Origin of the sequence: Aeromonas sp. 96A, from assembly GCF_051919165.1 — a bacterium.
GTDB classification, from domain to species: Bacteria; Pseudomonadota; Gammaproteobacteria; order Enterobacterales; family Aeromonadaceae; genus Aeromonas; species Aeromonas veronii.
This window is the reverse complement of sequence record NZ_JBQBFE010000001.1, coordinates 4023838-4041501: the sequence shown is the minus strand read 5'-3', so window position 1 is coordinate 4041501 and position 17664 is coordinate 4023838. Positions and strand designations below refer to the sequence as shown.

General features: G+C 59.5%; 16 protein-coding genes. 9 read left to right on the top strand and 7 right to left on the bottom strand.

Annotated features, from left to right (window positions below; all coding sequences use genetic code 11):
• The first annotated feature begins 33 nt into the window (after nucleotides 1–33).
• Both trhP and ACTG2W_RS18795 read left to right on the top strand, forming a co-directional pair.
• Nucleotides 34–1395: a prephenate-dependent tRNA uridine(34) hydroxylase TrhP gene (trhP, locus tag ACTG2W_RS18800; RefSeq protein ID WP_106842767.1), complete on the top strand. Its 1362-nt coding sequence runs from the start codon at nucleotides 34–36 to the stop codon at nucleotides 1393–1395.
• A gap of 1 nt (nucleotide 1396) precedes the next feature.
• Nucleotides 1397–1645: a YfhL family 4Fe-4S dicluster ferredoxin gene (locus ACTG2W_RS18795; protein ID WP_005334896.1), complete on the top strand. Its 249-nt coding sequence runs from the start codon at nucleotides 1397–1399 to the stop codon at nucleotides 1643–1645.
• A gap of 56 nt (nucleotides 1646–1701) precedes the next feature.
• Here the strand turns inward: ACTG2W_RS18795 and ACTG2W_RS18790 are convergent, their stop codons facing one another.
• Nucleotides 1702–2094 (bottom strand): DUF1090 domain-containing protein, encoded by a 393-nt coding sequence (locus ACTG2W_RS18790; RefSeq protein WP_106842768.1) that lies wholly within the window; start codon nucleotides 2092–2094, stop codon nucleotides 1702–1704.
• Nucleotides 2095–2252: 158 nt separating this feature from the next.
• On the opposite strand from ACTG2W_RS18790, the gene ACTG2W_RS18785 reads away from it, so the two are divergent.
• Nucleotides 2253–2606, top strand: a complete 354-nt coding sequence (locus ACTG2W_RS18785; RefSeq protein ID WP_005334901.1) for a DsrE/DsrF/TusD sulfur relay family protein — start codon at nucleotides 2253–2255, stop codon at nucleotides 2604–2606.
• Between the two features lie 174 nt (nucleotides 2607–2780).
• On the top strand, nucleotides 2781–3863 hold the full coding sequence (locus ACTG2W_RS18780; protein ID WP_257701303.1) for a diguanylate cyclase: 1083 nt from the start codon (nucleotides 2781–2783) through the stop codon (nucleotides 3861–3863).
• Between the two features lie 34 nt (nucleotides 3864–3897).
• Here ACTG2W_RS18780 and ACTG2W_RS18775 read toward each other — a convergent pair whose 3' ends face one another.
• Together ACTG2W_RS18775 and sohB are read right to left on the bottom strand one after the other, a co-directional pair.
• A complete protein-coding gene (locus tag ACTG2W_RS18775; RefSeq protein ID WP_106842770.1) occupies nucleotides 3898–5121 on the bottom strand; it encodes an MFS transporter in 1224 nt (407 codons plus the stop codon).
• Between the two features lie 187 nt (nucleotides 5122–5308).
• Nucleotides 5309–6316: a protease SohB gene (gene sohB / locus ACTG2W_RS18770; protein WP_106842771.1), complete on the bottom strand. Its 1008-nt coding sequence runs from the start codon at nucleotides 6314–6316 to the stop codon at nucleotides 5309–5311.
• Between the two features lie 222 nt (nucleotides 6317–6538).
• On the opposite strand from sohB, the gene ACTG2W_RS18765 reads away from it, so the two are divergent.
• Both ACTG2W_RS18765 and ACTG2W_RS18760 read left to right on the top strand, forming a co-directional pair.
• The gene (locus tag ACTG2W_RS18765; protein WP_040069067.1) at nucleotides 6539–7294 is read left to right on the top strand and encodes a YciK family oxidoreductase; all 756 of its coding nucleotides are present in this window, start codon (nucleotides 6539–6541) and stop codon (nucleotides 7292–7294) included.
• A 132-nt stretch (nucleotides 7295–7426) separates the two neighbouring features.
• Nucleotides 7427–8341, top strand: coding sequence for a LysR family transcriptional regulator (locus tag ACTG2W_RS18760; protein WP_106842772.1), 915 nt, complete (start codon nucleotides 7427–7429; stop codon nucleotides 8339–8341).
• A gap of 14 nt (nucleotides 8342–8355) precedes the next feature.
• Here ACTG2W_RS18760 and ACTG2W_RS18755 read toward each other — a convergent pair whose 3' ends face one another.
• Nucleotides 8356–9528 (bottom strand): MFS transporter, encoded by a 1173-nt coding sequence (locus ACTG2W_RS18755; RefSeq protein ID WP_005334914.1) that lies wholly within the window; start codon nucleotides 9526–9528, stop codon nucleotides 8356–8358.
• Nucleotides 9529–9710: 182 nt separating this feature from the next.
• On the opposite strand from ACTG2W_RS18755, the gene ACTG2W_RS18750 reads away from it, so the two are divergent.
• Complete coding sequence (locus tag ACTG2W_RS18750) at nucleotides 9711–10856, top strand: MalY/PatB family protein (protein ID WP_128835187.1); 1146 nt, start codon at nucleotides 9711–9713, stop codon at nucleotides 10854–10856.
• Between the two features lie 81 nt (nucleotides 10857–10937).
• Nucleotides 10938–12383 (top strand): TAXI family TRAP transporter solute-binding subunit, encoded by a 1446-nt coding sequence (locus ACTG2W_RS18745; protein ID WP_106842774.1) that lies wholly within the window; start codon nucleotides 10938–10940, stop codon nucleotides 12381–12383.
• Between the two features lie 124 nt (nucleotides 12384–12507).
• Here the strand turns inward: ACTG2W_RS18745 and ACTG2W_RS18740 are convergent, their stop codons facing one another.
• Nucleotides 12508–13422 carry a LysR family transcriptional regulator gene (locus tag ACTG2W_RS18740; RefSeq protein WP_042658174.1) on the bottom strand — a complete coding sequence of 305 codons (915 nt, stop codon included), beginning with the start codon at nucleotides 13420–13422 and terminating at the stop codon, nucleotides 12508–12510.
• Between the two features lie 170 nt (nucleotides 13423–13592).
• On the opposite strand from ACTG2W_RS18740, the gene ACTG2W_RS18735 reads away from it, so the two are divergent.
• Nucleotides 13593–14849: an adenylosuccinate synthetase gene (locus ACTG2W_RS18735; protein ID WP_128835183.1), complete on the top strand. Its 1257-nt coding sequence runs from the start codon at nucleotides 13593–13595 to the stop codon at nucleotides 14847–14849.
• Nucleotides 14850–15011: 162 nt separating this feature from the next.
• Here ACTG2W_RS18735 and ACTG2W_RS18730 read toward each other — a convergent pair whose 3' ends face one another.
• Nucleotides 15012–15848 carry a hypothetical protein gene (locus ACTG2W_RS18730; protein ID WP_245147615.1) on the bottom strand — a complete coding sequence of 279 codons (837 nt, stop codon included), beginning with the start codon at nucleotides 15846–15848 and terminating at the stop codon, nucleotides 15012–15014.
• Nucleotides 15845–17653, bottom strand: a complete 1809-nt coding sequence (locus ACTG2W_RS18725) for a hypothetical protein (RefSeq protein WP_421309416.1) — start codon at nucleotides 17651–17653, stop codon at nucleotides 15845–15847. The genes ACTG2W_RS18730 and ACTG2W_RS18725 overlap by 4 nt, the downstream gene beginning before the upstream one ends.
• Nucleotides 17654–17664: the final 11 nt, after the last annotated feature.

Sequence of the window (17664 nt, the reverse complement as noted above, 5' to 3'; positions counted from 1 at the left end):
TCCTGATTTGCAATCAGATATAAAGAGTCCACCATGTTTAAACCAGAATTGCTCTCCCCCGCAGGTTCCCTCAAGAACATGCGTTACGCCTACGCCTATGGCGCCGATGCCGTCTATGCCGGTCAGCCCCGCTACAGCCTGCGGGTGCGCAACAACGAATTCGATCACGAAAACCTGCAGCTGGGCATCAACGAAGCCCATGCGCTGGGCAAGCAGTTCTATGTGGTGGCCAACATCCAGCCCCACAACTCCAAGCTCAAGACCTTTATCCGCGACATGCGCCCTGTGGTGGAGATGAAGCCCGATGCGCTGATCATGTCCGACCCCGGTCTTATCATGATGATGCGTGAAGCCTTCCCGGATATGCCCATTCACCTCTCGGTGCAGGCCAACGCGGTCAACTGGGCCACGGTGAAGTTCTGGCATCAAATGGGCCTGACCCGCGCCATCCTCTCCCGCGAGCTGTCGCTGGACGAGATCGAAGAGATCCGCATGCAGGTACCGGAGATGGAGCTGGAAGTGTTCGTTCACGGCGCGCTGTGCATGGCCTACTCCGGCCGCTGCCTGCTCTCCGGCTACATCAACAAGCGTGACCCCAACCAGGGCACCTGCACCAACTCCTGCCGCTGGGAGTACAAGGTGCACGAAGGTAAAGAAGATGACGTGGGCCAGATCGTCCACCGTCAGGAGCCCATCGCCATTCGCCCGGACAACACCCTGGGCCTTGGCAAACCGACCGATGCGCTGGTGCTGCTGGAAGAGTCCAACCGCCCGGGCGAGTACATGAGCGCGTTCGAGGACGAACACGGCACCTACATCATGAACTCCAAGGACTTGCGCGCCGTCGAGCACGTCGAGCGACTGACCAAGATGGGCGTTCACTCCCTGAAAATCGAAGGGCGCACCAAATCCTTCTACTACTGCGCACGTACCGCTCAGGTTTACCGCAAGGCCATCGATGATGCGGTAGCGGGTCGTCCGTTCGACCGCAGCCTGATGGGCACCCTCGAAAATCTGGCCCACCGCGGTTATACCGAGGGCTTCCTGCGCCGTCACAACCACAGCGAATACCAGAACTACGACTACGGCTACTCCGTCTCCGACACCCAGCAGTTTGTCGGCGAGATCACCGGTCGCAAAGGTGACATGGTCGAGGTCGAGGTGAAGAACAAGTTCCTGGTGGGCAACAACCTGGAGCTGATGACCCCGCAGGGCAACGTCCGTTTCAATCTGGAGCAGATGGAGAACCGCAAGGGCGAGCTTATCGATACCGCGCCGGGCAACGGTCACGTGGTCTATGTGCCGGTCCCGAAAGATCTGGATGTGAACTACGGCATCCTGCTGCGCAATCTGGGCGACAGCCAGGATACCCGCAACCCGCACACGGCGGCCTGAGATGGCGCTGCTCATCACCGACAAGTGCATCAACTGTGACATGTGCGATCCCGAGTGCCCCAACCAGGCTATCAGCCTGGGTGAGGAGATCTACGAGATCGACCCCAGTCGCTGCACCGAGTGCGTCGGTCACTATGAGAAGCCGACCTGCATCAGTGTCTGCCCTATCGACTGCATCATCTGGGATCCCGCTCATGTGGAGACCGAAGATCAGCTGATGGAGAAGTTTGTGCGGATGCACAGGCAATAAAACGAAAAAAGGCCGAGCAATCGGCCTTTTTTGATCCTGCGTTCAGCGGCTGGCCATCACTTGCCGACCAGCCGGATCAGTTTGTCCAGCTCACGCTGGGCCTCCAGCATCCGGGTCTGGGACTCCTCCAGCCTGGCCTGCCGCTTGGCAATCTTCTCCGGTTTGCCACTGACTCTCGCCTCCTGCAGCTCGAGCAGACGCTCATCCACCTCGCCACGCAGTTTGTTAACCCGCTCTTTCTGCTCCTTAAGCAGACCTTCATCGGTACAGTTGGCCTTGATATTGCGCGCGGCCTGTTCGAGCCCGGCAATCTGCCCGGCATTGTTGTGTGCTTTGGCAAACACCAGCTGGTCGTTGACGGCCTGCAGACGAGCCTTGCAACCGACCGCCTCACTACCAAAGGCCTGACCCGCCACTAGCAGCAAGCCGGCTCCCAATACTTTCCACATCTCGATTCATCCGGTCTTGTTTGCGAGCTGACCATAAAAACCTCGATCGGCGACAGGGTCAAGCAAGCGGGAAAAAGGTGCGACAGAAGTTGTGCAACATCACGCAATTGCCACCCTGTTGGTTCTACAATGGCGCTCTTTCCAATCGGGAGTCTGTTATGAATCAACAAATTGTGGTCATTGCCAACGGTGCCCCCTATGGCAGCGAATCCCTGTTCAACGCCCTGCGTCTCGCTATCGCCCTCAACGAACAGGGTGGTGCCAGCCTGAAGCTGTTCCTGATGTCCGATGCGGTGAGCGCGGCGCTGGCCGGTCAGGCACCGGCCGAGGGATACAACCTGCGCCAGATGCTGGAGATCCTGCTGGCCCAGGGCGTCACCATTCGCCTGTGCAAGACCTGCACCGATGCCCGTGGCATCACAGCCCTGCCGCTGATCGAGGGCATTGAGGTCGGCACCCTGCCGATGCTGGCCCAATGGACCCTGGCTGCCGACAAGGTGCTGACCTTCTGATCTCCCCCTCCGGATCTCTTGCCCCTTTAGCCTTCACCTGACCCTCCATAGCCCCCGCCACGCGGGGGCATTGCGCGCGCCCCAGCCTCACTGACTACACTATCAATTGCCACACCTGCTTGTTTGTCCCACCTCACGGACAGCGTAACGCCCAGTAATAAACCGAGGACGACGATGAATCCGACCGAACAGACCCTGCTTGAGCAGATGAGGATCACCGACTTTGAAATTGCCCATCGCAAGGAGTTATTGCTGCTCAATGAACAGGATGTGGCGCGGCTGGCAAGTTATTGCAGCAAGATAGAACCACGGATCGACGCCCTGGTGGATCGCTTCTACCAGCAGCAGACGGCCATCACCGAAATCGCCCTGTTGATCGGGGATGCCGATACCCTCATACGGTTGCGCACCGCGCAACGGCGCTATGTGCTCGATCTCTTCAGCGGCCATTACGATTTGGAGTACGTCAACAACCGGCTTCGGATCGGGCTGGTTCACAAGCGGATCGGGGTCGAACCCAAGCTCTATCTGGCCGCCATCAACACCCTCAAAGCCCTGCTGATCGAGGATATGTTCGAGCAGATCCGCGATGAACCGGAGCGTCTCGTCATGCTGGCCGCACTGGACAAACTCTTTCTGTTCGACATCACTCTGGTCTTCGAAACCTACATTCGCAGTCTGGTGTCGGAAATAGAGTCCTCCAGAGAGAAGTCAGAGAACTATGCCAAGAGTCTGGAGCAGAAAGTACGCGAGCGTACCAAACAACTGGAGGAGCTGAACCGCACCGATGCCCTGACCGGATTGCTCAACGTTCGCCACCTCAACGAGCTGTTGCTGCTAAGCCTGCGCACCTGTCAGCGCCGTGCCGAACCCATGGCCATCGCCTATCTCGATATCGACAACTTCAAGAAAATCAACGATACCGAAGGTCACCAGCGCGGAGACGAGATCCTGCGCATCGTCGGCCACTGCATCCGTCAGGTCTTTCGCGCCGAAGACAGCTGCTTTCGTTATGGCGGAGATGAGTTCTGCCTGATCCTGCCCAACTGCAACGAGAGTCAGGCGCGGGATATCTATCTCAAACGATTGGTCAACACCGTCAAGGAACAGCTGGGCGATCTCACCCTCAGTATCGGCATAGTGCAGACCGGGCCGGAGCACTACGACGACGGGCTAAACCTGATCCGGCTCGCCGACGAGAGGATGTACGCAGCCAAGAAGGCGCTCAAAGAGAAGACTCCGGGTAGCACGCACTGAACATTCAGCATCACAGATCCCCGCATTAACCGGGTCAGCTCCGCTCAACCACAGACGTGGCCACAGCGGGACGCTGTACTCTGGCACCCCACTCATAAAGCGCAAAAATCGCCACACAAAGCAGCGCCATCAGCACATAGAGCAACTGACCGCTCCACTGCTCGAGGATCCAGCCTCCCAGCAGGGCGCCGGCAGCCCCTCCCAACCCGGCCAGTGCGCTGGCACCAAAGTAGCTCCCCTTGAGGTGGGTGGGGGCCATCTGGTCGATCAGCACGTTGAGCAGGGGGAACAGGATGGTCTCGCCAATGCTGAGCAACAGCACGGCGCCAAACCAGTAGCTGCGCACCGTCGGGTCCCCCAGAGCAAAGAGCAATTGGGCCGCCAGAAAGAGCGCCATGCCGATATGAAGCCGTACCCGCACCGGCCAGCGTGACAACAACCGCAGCAGCGGAAACTGCAGCAGCACCACGGTCAGGGCATTGGTCGCCACCAGCAGGGCAACCAGCTCGGCCACCTGCGGCATACCGGCTCGGGTCAGGTATTGCACCAGCGGCGAGTGAAACTGGGAGTAGACCAGCACCATCAGGAGATTGGCCATCACCAGCAGCAGGAAGGCGCGATCCGCCAGCAACACCTTGATGGCATCCCGCAAGCCGGGCCCGGCAGTCCCCGGCTTGCCTGTGCTGCCAGCCCGGCGAAATCCCCAGCCAAAGGCCAGCGCCAGCAGCAGATAGCTCACCACCAGAAACAGGAAGGTCTCCTGCTGGGCGTTGATCCCGAGGGTCACCCCCAGTAGCGGCCCCAACGCCGCCCCCAGGTTGAGCAGAAAATAGCGCAGGTGCAGTGCCAACTCCCGCGCCTTGGCCGAGGCCAGACTGTCGGCCATCAGCGCCTTGCCGGGCGCATCGATGAGCCCCGACGAGAGGCCGCTGCCCATCACCCCGACCCCGAGCCAGAACACCTCGTGCGAAAAACCGAGCAGGCCGAAACAGATCATCGCCACCAGACAACCGGCCAGCAGTATGCTGCGCCGCCCGAAGCGATCAGAGAGCCAGCCGCCGTAGAAACTGACCAGGGTAGAAAGGGCCATCGAGCCACCCAGCAACAGGCCGATGAAGGTGGCCGAAAGGTCATACTCCCGATAGAGCAGAATGGAGAGGAAGGGCCACACCATGTAGTAGCTGGTACGCACCATGAAGGTACCCAGAATGACGATCCAGACCAGCGGGGTAAATTGCCTGAAGGTGCTCCATGACATCGCTATGCTCCATGCCCCGCAGCTCTTACCACAAGATCCTGTCATAAACGGGGAAAGCATTCAGTTGTAACAGAGGGCCTCAATAGAAACAACCTTTGCTCACCAGCAAGGTGCAACCGGATGCAAAAAGGCCAGCCGATGGGCATCGGCTGGCCTTGTTATCACGGGATTTCCCTCAGGCTAGCGCTTAGCGCCAGGGGCTCTGTTGCCACAGCCGCCCTAATCCCGCCTCGAGCGCCTGCGCGCCCTGCTGCCCCAGCTTCTGGGTCAGGCTTTTTGGCTTGCGATAGCTGATGCCGATCACCTTGTGGTGGCTGGCCTGCGCCAGCAGATAGTCATCGCTGGTGCAGAGGGTATCCACCAACCCCAGCCCCTTGGCCTGACTTGCCAGCCAGTGCTCACCGGTCGTGACCCGATCGATATCGAGTTGCGGACGGTGCTCGGCCACAAAGGCCTTGAAGCGATCGTGGATCGCCGCCAGCTCCTCGCGAAACTTCTCGCGCCCCATATCGTCGTTCTCGCCGAACATGGTGATGGTGCGCTTGTACTGGCCGGCGGTGTGCATCTCGAATTCGATGTCATGCTTTTTCAACAACTTGTTGAAGTTCGGCATCTGGGCGATCACCCCGATGGAGCCGACGATGGCAAAGGGGGCAGCCAGGATCTTGTCCGCCACGCAGGCCATCATGTAGCCACCGCTCGCCGCCACCTTATCGATAGCCACGGTGAGCTTGATGTCACGATCGCGCAGTCGCTGCAGCTGGGAAGCGGCCAAGCCATAGCCATGCACCACGCCGCCACCAGATTCGAGTCGCAGCAACACCTCGTCGCCGGGCTGGGCGACGCCGATCACCGCGCTCACCTCCTCGCGCAGGGAGGCCACCTCTTTGGCATCCATGCTGCCGTTGAAATCGAGCACAAACAGGCGACTGCGCTCATCCCCCGCCTTGGCGCGTTTTTTCTGCTCCTCTTTTTGCTGCTTTTCCAGCACCTTGCGCTCGGCCTTGCTAACGAGCGCGCTCTTGAGGGCAAATTGCCCCTGCTCCAGTTCGCTCGAGAGATCGGTCACCACCAGCTCCCCCTTGCGCGCTTTCGGCTGGCGAGTGCTCACAATCATCAGGATGATGGCGCCGATGGCCAGCAGGAAGGTCACTGTCTTGGCCAAAAACAGGCCATATTCGGTCAGAAATGTCACGATGGACTCCAGAATGGATCGGTTTTCGTCACATTCTAGGGAGTTTGGCGAATGCGCGCAAAAAATCGCAGCCAGTGCCCGGAAAAACCAACCCGAGCATCACAACCTCTCTATTTTCTTCACATTTTTCTTGCCGCTGGCTGGTCAAACAGGCGCGCGGATCAGTACACTTGGCGCCGATTGCCATGCACTTATGGCCGGAATTTGTTAACAGGAGTTGTCATGCTCGATTATCAGGCACCCCGCGATCTGCTCAAGGATAAAGTCATTCTGGTCACAGGTGCCGGCGACGGGATCGGCCGCGAAGCCGCCCTCACCTACGCCGCTCACGGTGCCACCGTGATCCTGCTCGGCCGCACCAGCGCCAAACTCGAAGCCGTGTATGACCAGATTGAAGCGGCCGGTTATCCGCTGCCCGCCATCGTGCCGGTGGATCTGAAAGGGGCCACCGCCGCCCACTACCGCGGCATGGCCGAAACCTTCGCCCAGCAGTTTGGCCGCCTCGACGGCGTGCTGTTCAACGCCGGTCTGCTTGGCACCCTCTCTCCGTTTGAACACATTCAGGAGAAGGAGTGGGATGAGGTGATGCAGGTCAACGTCAAATCGGAATTCCTGCTGACCCAGGCGCTGCTGCCGCTGCTGCGCCAGACCGCCAAGACGCAGGGCGATGCCTCCATCGTCTACACCTCCTCCAGCGTGGGGCGCAAGGGGCGCGCCTACTGGGGCACCTATGCCATCTCCAAGTTCGCCATCGAGGGGATGATGGAAGTGCTGGCCGACGAGCTGGAAAACACCGGTGTGCGGGTCAATACCCTCAACCCGGGCGGTACCCGTACCAAGATGCGCGCCAGCGCCTTCCCGGCGGAAGATCCCATGAACCTCAAGACCCCGGCCGACCTGATGCCGCTCTACCTCTACCTGATGGGGTCGGACAGCCGTGGCAAAACCGGCCAGACCTTCGTGGCTCAGCCAAAATAAACAAGTTGCGTGGCCCAGCCCAAATAAATCAATAAAATACCCAGAGTGTTGTGCGGCAGGGGTTAAATTGAATAGGGGGCACAGGCTCCCTGTTCGAACCACTGACCATCCTATCTCCAATCAGGTTGAACTATGTTTCGTCCCAAGAGCACGTTTGAGCAATGGCGGATCTTTCAGGCGGTGGTCGACTGCGGCGGCTACGCCCAGGCGGCCGAGGCGCTGAACAAGAGCCAGTCCTCCCTCAATCATGCGGTTGCAAAGTTGCAGCAGAGTCTGGGGGTGCCCTTGCTGGAGGTGCGCGGCCGCAAGGCGGTGCTGACGCCGGCGGGCGAGATCTTCCTCAAGCGGGCCCGTCAGTTGAGCCAACAGGTGGAGGAGCTGGAGAATCTGGCCAACAACCTGGAGCGGCAGTGGGAGCCGCAGATCAACCTCTATGTCTCGGCGCTGCAACCAAGGGATCGCCTCTATCGGGCCCTGGCCAGCTTCTATCCCCGCAGCCGGGGTTGCCGGGTCAACCTGCACGAACGCATTCACTGCCACTTCAACGCCCTGCAACCGGGGGATCTGATGCTCTCCGAGCACCTGCCCGGCGATCGCACCGGTCTGCTGCTGGACGAGGTATGCCTGCTGCCCCTCTGCGCCGCCAGCCATCCGCTGGCGCAAGAGGAGGGGCCCATCCGCAGCGATGTATTGACCAGCCACAACCAGATCAGCCTTCATCCCCCCATTCACCGCTCGGTGGACTGGAACGATGCGGATGACACCGGCTGGAAGGCAACCCACTACCACGAAGTGCTCGCCATGCTGCGCCTCGGCCTCGGCTATGCCTGGCTGCCGCGCCATCTGGTTGAGCGAGAGCTAGCGGAAGGTTCACTCATACAGCTGGATCTGGAGAGCGGCAACGAGCGCCACCTCTACACCTATCTGCTGACCCTCTCCCCCGAATCCCTCGGCCCAGCGACCGAGCTGCTGCTGCGCTGCCTGCGCAACGAATATCAGGGCGAATCATCGCTGCTCCCGCACGCCCAGCCCCAGCACGACAAATAACAGCCAGCCCCCCGTCAGACGTTGGGCACCCGCCAGCTGGCGGCCAGTGCTACCAGTGCCAATCCCAACGCCACCATAAAGACCCCGTGGAAACTCCACACCTCCGCCACCACACCGGCGATGGCCCCCGCCATGATGGAGCCGGTGCGGATGCTGTTGGCAAACAGGGTGGTCGCTACCCCGGCCCGCCCCGGCATCAGATCCTGAAAATAAGACATGCCGATCCCCGCCACGATACCGATGAAGATGGCGTTGAACAGCTGCAAGGCGATCAGGGCGTATTGGTCGGTGAGGGTCACCAGACCTGTGTAAAAGGCCGCGCCAGCCAGCACCGCCAGCAACATCATGGGGCGCTTGCCAAAGCGCGCCGTGTAGTAACCCGCCAGCAGCATGAAGGGGATCTCCAGCGCCGCCGCCGTGCCCATCAGGATACCGGCAAGCTTCTCATCCATCCCGAGCTCCCGGGTGATATAGAGCGGCATATTGATGAGGTACATGCTGTTACAGGTCCACATCAGGGTGGAGGCGATAAAGAGCGCCCGCACCGCCGGATCCCGCCAGCTGCTGACCCGCTCTGTCTCTTCGGCCATCTTGGGCAAAGGCAGAGAGGGGAGCCAGCGCCACACCACCAGGGCGCAGAGCAGGTAGGCCAGTGCCGAGGCCAAGTACATCAGTTCGAAGCCGTAGCCGATGGCTAGCGCGAAGGCGATGGGCGGGCCTATGACCCAGGCCAGCGAAAATTGGGCTCGCATCACCGAGCTGAACATGTCAGCCCGCCGGTTGCGGCTGTCGGAGTACTCCCGCGCCAGCGCAAACAGCTGCGGACTGGCAGTGGCCGCCAGCGCCGCCAGCATCACCCCTAGACTCGCCAGCAACCAGTAGTTGCGGTTCCAGGCAAACAGCAAGGAGAGCGCCACCCCGGCAAAGCAGCAGCGCAGGATCAGTCGCTTGCGATCCCCCTTGTTGTCGGAGCGATGGCCCAGCCACTGGCTGACCAGAATGCCCACCACAGCGTTGATGGTATAGAAGAGTCCGACCAGAAAGGGGCGCACCTGCACCTCTTCGGCCAGAAACAGACTTAAGGTAGGCACCTGCAGTGCCACCGCGACGCCGGTCATAAAGGTCACGGCAAGAAACGAAAGAGAGACGGGGTCCGGGCGTTTGACCGCCGCTATCGACAAGCTCATAGGGTTACCACTGATTGGAAGGACGATACGGGCTAACGGGCGGCAGCCGTATGAAAATTCGGCGCCTATCTTATGTCACTATCAAGAGCGGGCTCAAGGATGGCATAAGCAGGTGTGCGCCTTGCGAGGGAGGCCGCGACCCCGTAGAGTGAAAGCCCATCCTGCCAGCACAAGGAGTTCGCATGTTTGATTTTGATCAGGAAGTAGACCGCAGTGGCACCATGAGCCTGAAATGGGACAAGTACAAGGGTCAGGATGTGCTGCCCATGTGGGTTGCCGATACCGACTTTGTCTCCCCCCCGTCCGTGATTGAGGCGTTGACCAAACGGGTCGCCCACGGCATTTTCGGCTATTCACGCCCCTCGCCGCGCCTGATCGAACTCATTATCGAACGGATGGCGACCCGCTATGGCTGGGCAATCGAGCCCGAATGGCTGGTGTTCCTGCCCGGCGTGGTGCCGGGGCTCAACCTTGCCTGCAAGGCGTGGAGCCAGCATGGCCGCGGTATCATCACCCCCAAGCCAGTCTATTACCCTTTCCTGCAGGCGCCGGGCTTCAATGATCGTCCCCTGCTCACCGTGCCGATGATTGAGGAAGCCGGTCGCTGGGTGCTGGATCTTGAAGAGCTGGAGCGTCAGGCTCCCGCCGCAGATCTGCTGCTGCTCTGCAACCCTCACAACCCGGGCGGCACCATCTTCACCCGTGACGAGCTGCTGGCCATCGATGCCATCGCTGCGCGCCACAATCTGGTGATCTGCTCCGATGAAATCCACTGTGATCTGCTGCTGGATAAGAATGCCCGCCACATTCCCTACGGCGCCATCAGTGCACAAGCAGCCGAGCGCTGCGCTGTGATGATGGCCCCGAGCAAGACCTTCAATATCGCCGGTCTCTGCTGCTCCTTCGCCATTATCCCCAACGCCCGTCTGCGCTTCAGGCTGCAACAGGCGATGCGCGGCATCAGCGCCGACGTCAACCTGCTGGGCTTTGTCGCCGCCGAAGCGGCCTATGAGGGTGGCGAACAGTGGCTGACCGAGCAGCTCGACTATCTGGCGGCCAATCTGGCCCTGATCCAGCAGGCGGTTGCCCGCTGGCCCGGCGTCAAGCTGGCCAACCATCAGGCGACGTATCTGGCCTGGATTGATGTGAGCGCCCTTGGCCTTGCCGATCCCATCGCCTTCTTCGAGCAGGCCGGCGTTGGTCTCTCCCCCGGCACCCAGTTTGGCGACGGTCAGTTCGTGCGGCTCAACTTCGGCTGCACCAGGGCACGGCTGACCGACGCGCTGGCGCGGATGGAGCGGGCAATCCTCAACCACAGCAAGCCCTGATCAGCCAGCAACGGGATGGGCAAGCCCCATCCCTTTTTGCCTGTGTCATCAGCCAGCGGTCAACTCAGTCAACGGTCAATTATGTCTCTACGGATCTTGCATCACCTTCTGCTCCCACTCTGTGCACTCTCTGCGCTGCTCCCCTTTGGCAGCCAGGCGCTGACTATCGGAACGGGCCCGCTCAACGGGGTCTACTACCCGACCGGTGGCGCCATCTGCCGGGTGCTCAATGCCGGCCATGCCCTGCATGGGGACAGCTGCACCGTGCAGAGCACCCGTGGCTCGATGGCCAACCTCAAGGCTCTCGACAAGGGGGACGTACAGCTGGCACTGGTGCAATCCGATGTGTTGCACCACGCCCTGCACGGCACCGGCCCCTTCAGCGGGCAGGGGGCCAACAATGAGCTGCGCAGCCTGTTTCGCCTCTATCAGGAGTCGTTAACCCTGCTGGCTGCCCCCAATAGCGGCATCACCACCCTGGCAGATATCGAAGGGAAACGGGTCTATCCGGGCAACAACGGAGCCGGTGAGCAGATCACCAGTCAGGCCCTGATGGCAGCCATGGGATGGCAACCCGGGCAGTTTGCTGCCTATCAACTTAAATCGGACAGCGAACCGCTGGAAGGGCTGTGCGATGGCTCGCTGGATGCCGCGTTTGTGGTTGCCGGTCACCCCAGTCTGGCGGTCGGCGACCTGATCAGCCGCTGCAAGGTGCGCCTCATCCCCATCGAAGGGGAGCAGATCGACAGGCTGCTCAAGCAACACCCCTACTACCAGCGCAGCCGTATCGCCGCCAACCTCTATCCGGGGCAGACCACCGCCATCAACAATATCGGGATGAGTGCCGAACTGGTGGCGCTGGCCAGCCTGCCGGACCCCATCGTCCGAACTGTGCGCGATACTCTGCTGGCCCGGGTCAAACAGTTCAGTCGGCTGCATCCTGCCCTGAGCAAGGTGACCCCCGAGCAGTTGCAGGCGCAAACCGAGCTGCCCCTCCATGCGGGAATGTCGGATCAACCGCCAGCCCCCTTGCCACTGACCCCCGAGCAGTTAACCGCGGAACAGCTGATGCCGGAGCCGTTAACACCAGCGACCTCGGAGGCGGCGCCCACGACAGAGCAGGTGAGTGCCGCCGACGGGACGACAACGCCCATTGAGGCGCCCTCCAACGCGACCGCCACCAGCAGTGCCGCAGTGGCCACAGAAGCCACAGAAGCCACAGAAGCCACAGAAGCCACAGAGGTTAATCCCTTGCCCGAAGAGGCGCTCGAGGTCACCCCCGAGCTCACTGCTACGCCGACCACAGAGGGGGAAATAGTGGCTCCCTCTGCCGCAGCGTCAACGGTTCCATCACCATCGGCTGCCGTTTCGACTCAGTTGCCACAAGGCGCCTCTGCGGCCACTGCGCCGCAAGAGCAAGCAATCCAGCCTGCCAGCAGCGCGGTGACTGGCGAAACCCCACCGCAGGATAAAACCGATACACTGCCCTCCCCTGCCGCCAGCACAGCCACGCCGCTGCAGCCCTGAGTGGTCAGCGCCAACAAATGCATCAGGGCAGCCTCGGCTGCCCTGATTGTTTACGCGCGTTCGATAGTGACGCAATTGATGGCGGCACAGTCACCCCGATAGGCCTGCTCACCTTGCCGTACTGCTATGGCTCTATCACCCGGGTCAGATAGGGGTTGGGCTTCTGGATCTCCTCCTCCACCCAGTGCAGCAACTGCTTGATGGCCCGCGACAACACCTGATTCTGACGCACCACATAACCCAGACTAGTCCCGGGAAAATCGCCGAGGCTGGTGACCGGCGCGGTGAGGTTGAGGCGCGGATGCAGGGAAAAGTCCGGCACGATGGCGACACCAAAGCCCGCCTCGGCCCAATCGAGCTGGGCGTCCACGCTGCCCACCTCCATGATGCGGCAGGGGGGCAAGGCCAGTAGCGGCAGGGACGGGTCGATCAACGCCCGGGTGCGGGTGTCGTGACCGAGCAGGATCAGGGTCGGCTCGTCGAGGGGGTCGCTCTCCCCCGCCACCGCCCGCGCCTGCCAGCGGGCAAGGCCGTGGCCCAGCGCGCACCAGGTCACCTGTTGCAGCTCGGTATAGAAGAGCGGTTCGCTGCGCTTTTGCGCCATGACAAAACCCAGATCCGCCTTGCCCGCCTTGACCAGCTCGGCCGCCTGATCCGAAGTGGTGTTGAACAAAGTGAGGTCGATGCCGGGGAACTCCCGCTTGAAGCGCTGGAACGGCTGGATAAGCAGCAGGCGGGAGATGATGTCGCTGGCGGCGATGGCCAGCGTCCCCTGACTCAGCTGGTTGAGGGCATTGAGATCGGACTGGCAGAGCTGCAACTCGGCGATGGTGCGCTCGGCGCTTTGCAGCAGCCGCTCCCCCGCCTGCGTCAGGCGAAACGGACTGCGCTCGATCAGCCGCACCCGGGTCGCCTGCTCCAGCCGCTTGATATGCAGGCTGACATTGGGCTGGGTCATGTGCAGCTCGGTGGCGGTCTGGCCAAAATGTTGCAATCGGGCCAGGGTGACAAAGGTTTGCAGCCAGTGAATATCCAGCATAAGAGTCCCTCAACCCGCGATGTGCGGGGCTTGCCAGGCAAAATCGGACGGTTTGCCGCTTAATTGGCCATAATTATATGGTTCTCTTATCGGAATTATAAAGATAATTAATTTTTCTAATCCGCATCAGGCTCCTAGGATGGACGCCTAACGTCTTAGGAGAAAGAGTCATGTCGTCTATCGTAGTCGTAGGTGCTAACTGGGGTGATGAAGGCAAAGGCCGCATCGTGGATTATCTGGCAGGTCAAGCTGGCGCCAGCATTCGCTTCCAGGGCGGCAACAACGCTGGCCACACCGTGGTCAACGACCTTGGCACCTTCAAGCTGCACCAGGTTCCGAGTGGCGTATTCAACCCGGATTGCCTGGTTGTCCTCGGCCCGGGCATGGTGATCAGCCCCGAGAAACTGACCGTCGAGCTCGAGGAAGTCAAAGCCTCCGGCGTGACTCCGAAGCTGGCCATCTCTGACCGCGCAACCCTCTGCCTGCCGCTGCACGCACTGGAAGATACCCTGGAAGAGCAACGTCTGGGTGACGGCGCCTATGGCTCCACCCGTCAGGGCATCGCCCCTGCCTACGGCGATCGCGTGATGAAAAAAGCGATCCTGGTCGGCTGGCTGAAACAGCCGGACGTACTGGTCGAGCGCATCCAGTTCATGCTGGACTGGAAACTGCCGCAGATGAAGGCTATCTACCCCTCCTTCGAATTCACCCAGACTGCCCAGGAGATGGCTGACTGGCTGCTGGAAGTCTCTGCACCCTGGATCGACGCCGTGTGCAACGTCAGCATGCCGCTCAAAGCGCTGCAGGCTGAAGGCAAGACCCTGCTGTTCGAAGCCCAGCTGGGCGCTGGCCGTGACCTGATCTACGGCGAATACCCCTGGGTCACCTCCTCCCACGTATCTGGCGCCTACGCCGGTATCGGTGGCGGTCTGCCAGGTCTGCGCCCGGAGCGCGTCATCGCTGTAGCCAAGGCATTCAGCTCCTCTGTCGGTACCGGCACCCTGCTGACCGCCATGGATAACCAGGACGAGTTCCGCAAGATCACCAACGAGTTCGGTGCCACCACCGGCCGTCCCCGTGATGTCGGTTACTTCGACGCCGTCGCCACCAAGAACGGTGTCGAGCTGCAAGCCGCCACCGAAGTAGCTCTGACCAAGCTGGACTGCCTGACCGGTCTGCCGGATCTGAAGATCTGCGTGGCTTACGAAGGTGCCCACACCGAGAACCCGATTTGGCCGCAAACCGCTGCCCTGAAGCCGGTTTACGAGCAGATGGAAAGCTGGAGCGAAGACATCACCGGCTGCCGCACTTTCGAAGAGCTGCCCAAAGCGGCCCAGCAGTACGTGCTGCGTATCGAAGAGCTGCTCGGCGTACCGGTTCCGATGGTTTCCGTCGGCCCGGGCCGTGACGAGATGATCCTGCGCTAAGCCGCACCTCTCATCGTCCAACAAAAACCGGCATCCATGATGCCGGTTTTTTTATATGGCCCATGCCGCGAGTAAAGTCAGCACAGTAAAAATAATGACAGTCAGATTTAACAGACTGGCATTAACTGGTGGTGCTTTTACCCCAACCAGCTTAGCGCTGCGTTACTGCACAGAGACCGTGAGCTCTGGATGCCCAAATGCGATGAGCTGGCCGTTTGACCGTTGGAAATATTGACTCCAGAAGGATTCTAGATTCTGGATCATCTTGCCACTTCGATAGCCGTTCTTTGTATCGGTTGGCACAAAGGCAGCCCCATGCACATAAACCCTGGCACCGTTGAAGTCAGCGACTAGATTAGCCTTTTCGACCTTGGCTAGCTCCACTGCTGGGGAAATATCACGGATCCCTTTGGCTTGATAGAAGCTACCAAAGTCGCTGTATTCCAGCATGTCAGACATCAGCAGAATGATGTTTTCCTTCACGCCATCAGCCGCTCGGATGTCGTCACTCACCGCCTTGAGGCTAAACAGGATCTCGCTGCGCGGGATATCGGTGGAGGATTTGCCCATGGTCTGCACGAAACGCTGACCAAACTGCTGCAACATCTGCTTCGGCTGGGCCGCGAGGCATTGGTCGAGCTTCTTGGCACTCATCATTGGCACATCACCCAGTGTCGACTGGTCGAGCCCTTTCTCCAACTGTCCTGCATATTTGAGCTGCATGTAGTGACCTTCCAAATAAGCGGAGAAGGAGTACAGACGCAACTGATCGCCCGGCTGCAGGAATCGCTTGATATGATCCCAAGCGGTACGCTGCAGATCCGGCGTGAGCGGCGTGGTCTGATCCACCACAACCGACAACATACGACCCGAGGGCGCAGGCTTGAACTCGGTAATCCTAGCCTGTTGATAGCAACTGCTCAGGTCGTTGCGCTCCGCTGCCATTACGACCACAGGCAGTAACATTGCCAAAGTCAGGAAGTGTTTCAGAGTTATCACGCTTCCACCTTGTCCAAGAGCTGCAGGCGACGAGCCCGTTTAAGATCTTCCACTAACGCACCCTTCTTGTTGGCAACGTATTCCATATCATCCTCATCGAACTGAGTCAGGTCACCCCAGGCATGAGGATTAAAACTCGCCATCTTGCTGTTGACGGCAAGTGCCTCTCGCTCTTTTTCTGGCTGTTCTATTGCGACAACCGGTGTAGTTATTACTGGCTCCGACACCGGCTTGGGGAAGAGCTGTATGGGCTGGGGAGTCTGGACGGGGGGCGCTTTGGCACTGAAGAAATTGACCACGGCGTAGAAGCGCTCCTTCTCACCATTGAGCTCCGGGTCATTGATAGCCTCGAAGCGAGGTCCGGCAATAGCGATGATCTCTTCGATCCGCTGGTTATCCCCAGCTTTTGTGGCGGCGTCCAAGTCGTCTAGGGTCTTCTTGACATAGTTGCGGATCAGATTGGTACCTTGCTTGCCAATCTCACGGTTTTTCTTGATATGATCGATACTCTCCTGCTCTTCCACGTAGCGCAGGAAAGTACGACTGTCTTTGTTATGACTCAGGTTGTCCTTCGTCTTGCCGCTCACTCTGAACACCTTGTCCTGCAACGACTGCAACTTCGCCAAGGAAGATTGAGCGTCTTGGGCAATAGCGTCAGCTTTGATCTTGTGGTGTCTTACAAACTCGGAGGCACTATTGTACTTATGAGTCATCTCCCAAGCCCCACGAGAGTACGTTCCAGCAAAGCTGTGCCTAAATGCAAGGAAGGTTGAAGTAAATTGAATAAAAACGAACAACCCCGATAACACAGCAAAGGTCACCAGCGAAGCACGATGGATGGCATCAATCTGGTCTTGTGCGGACTTCTGGCTGGAACTGGCGGACAACTCTGCCATATCGGATGGCAAAGGAATCTCGTCCTCACCAGATGCAACCGGGAAGTCATCAGTACTCTGGATGACAGCAGTCGGATTCTCGACCAGCAATGCTTCCTGCTGGTTCAGGGTTTCGGTTCGAACCCAGAACGCGGCGACTGCCAGCCCTATGATAAAGATCCCGTACCCGGCAATGATCGAGAAGCGGCGCTGCGGCTGCCCGTATTTATCGATTGGCACATTGATCCGGTTCAGTAATTGCTGGAAGGGTTTAGCGCCATTGTCGTCATAGGTATTGTCGATGGTGGCGTTGAGAGTCTTGGTCATGTCTGCACCATCGCGGATCGACTCGTAAGAGAGGATTTTGTTCACTACCCCGTTACGGTAAAGCTGGCGACCTGCAAGCTCAGACAGAGCCAAGGCAATGATTGAGATAACCAAACCTAGGAAAAAAGCGCCAACAATAGCGGTGTTGGGGGTCGCCATGGTGAGGGCAAACGGCGCTAACGCATAACCAAAGGCAGATGCTTCTATCACCATCAGGACGATCATGAGTAGCCAGATCCCTAACCCTTTCTCAGACCGATCCGCCTCATCCGCTTTTCCCAGATAATCCAGATTGCGTTTGAAGTTCTCTTCCGAGGGCTGATACATCTTGTAGAAGGTGTCATATGCACTACATACACCTTTCTCACCCGGGTTGAAACCTACCGCATTGGGGTTGTCCTCGGATGACTTCTCGTTTTCGCCGGGGTTCCTTACCCAAGCCGCGATGCGGCCAAACCACGGCATACGAAGCCGCATCTCCATGTGCCAGTATTTTACTTCGTACCAGTAAACGATGGCTGTCACGACTGCAACCATCAAACCGATCACCAGACTGATGATGTGCCAGGCACCCGACAGGGCGTGAATAATATTTTCAAACATATCTAGTTCCC

Excerpts from the sequence above, each read along its gene's own strand:
- ACTG2W_RS18760 (WP_106842772.1), top strand. The coding sequence starts at position 7,427 with ATGTTTCGTCCCAAGAGCACGTTTGAGCAATGGCGGATCTTTCAGGCG.
- ACTG2W_RS18745 (WP_106842774.1), top strand. The coding sequence starts at position 10,938 with ATGTCTCTACGGATCTTGCATCACCTTCTGCTCCCACTCTGTGCACTC.
- trhP (WP_106842767.1), top strand. The coding sequence starts at position 34 with ATGTTTAAACCAGAATTGCTCTCCCCCGCAGGTTCCCTCAAGAACATG.
- ACTG2W_RS18785 (WP_005334901.1), top strand. The coding sequence starts at position 2,253 with ATGAATCAACAAATTGTGGTCATTGCCAACGGTGCCCCCTATGGCAGC.
- ACTG2W_RS18775 (WP_106842770.1), bottom strand. The coding sequence starts at position 5,121 with ATGTCATGGAGCACCTTCAGGCAATTTACCCCGCTGGTCTGGATCGTC.
- ACTG2W_RS18755 (WP_005334914.1), bottom strand. The coding sequence starts at position 9,528 with ATGAGCTTGTCGATAGCGGCGGTCAAACGCCCGGACCCCGTCTCTCTT.
- ACTG2W_RS18725 (WP_421309416.1), bottom strand. The coding sequence starts at position 17,653 with ATGTTTGAAAATATTATTCACGCCCTGTCGGGTGCCTGGCACATCATC.
- ACTG2W_RS18780 (WP_257701303.1), top strand. The coding sequence starts at position 2,781 with ATGAATCCGACCGAACAGACCCTGCTTGAGCAGATGAGGATCACCGAC.
- ACTG2W_RS18740 (WP_042658174.1), bottom strand. The coding sequence starts at position 13,422 with ATGCTGGATATTCACTGGCTGCAAACCTTTGTCACCCTGGCCCGATTG.
- ACTG2W_RS18790 (WP_106842768.1), bottom strand. The coding sequence starts at position 2,094 with ATGTGGAAAGTATTGGGAGCCGGCTTGCTGCTAGTGGCGGGTCAGGCC.
- ACTG2W_RS18750 (WP_128835187.1), top strand. The coding sequence starts at position 9,711 with ATGTTTGATTTTGATCAGGAAGTAGACCGCAGTGGCACCATGAGCCTG.
- ACTG2W_RS18735 (WP_128835183.1), top strand. The coding sequence starts at position 13,593 with ATGTCGTCTATCGTAGTCGTAGGTGCTAACTGGGGTGATGAAGGCAAA.
- ACTG2W_RS18795 (WP_005334896.1), top strand. The coding sequence starts at position 1,397 with ATGGCGCTGCTCATCACCGACAAGTGCATCAACTGTGACATGTGCGAT.
- ACTG2W_RS18765 (WP_040069067.1), top strand. The coding sequence starts at position 6,539 with ATGCTCGATTATCAGGCACCCCGCGATCTGCTCAAGGATAAAGTCATT.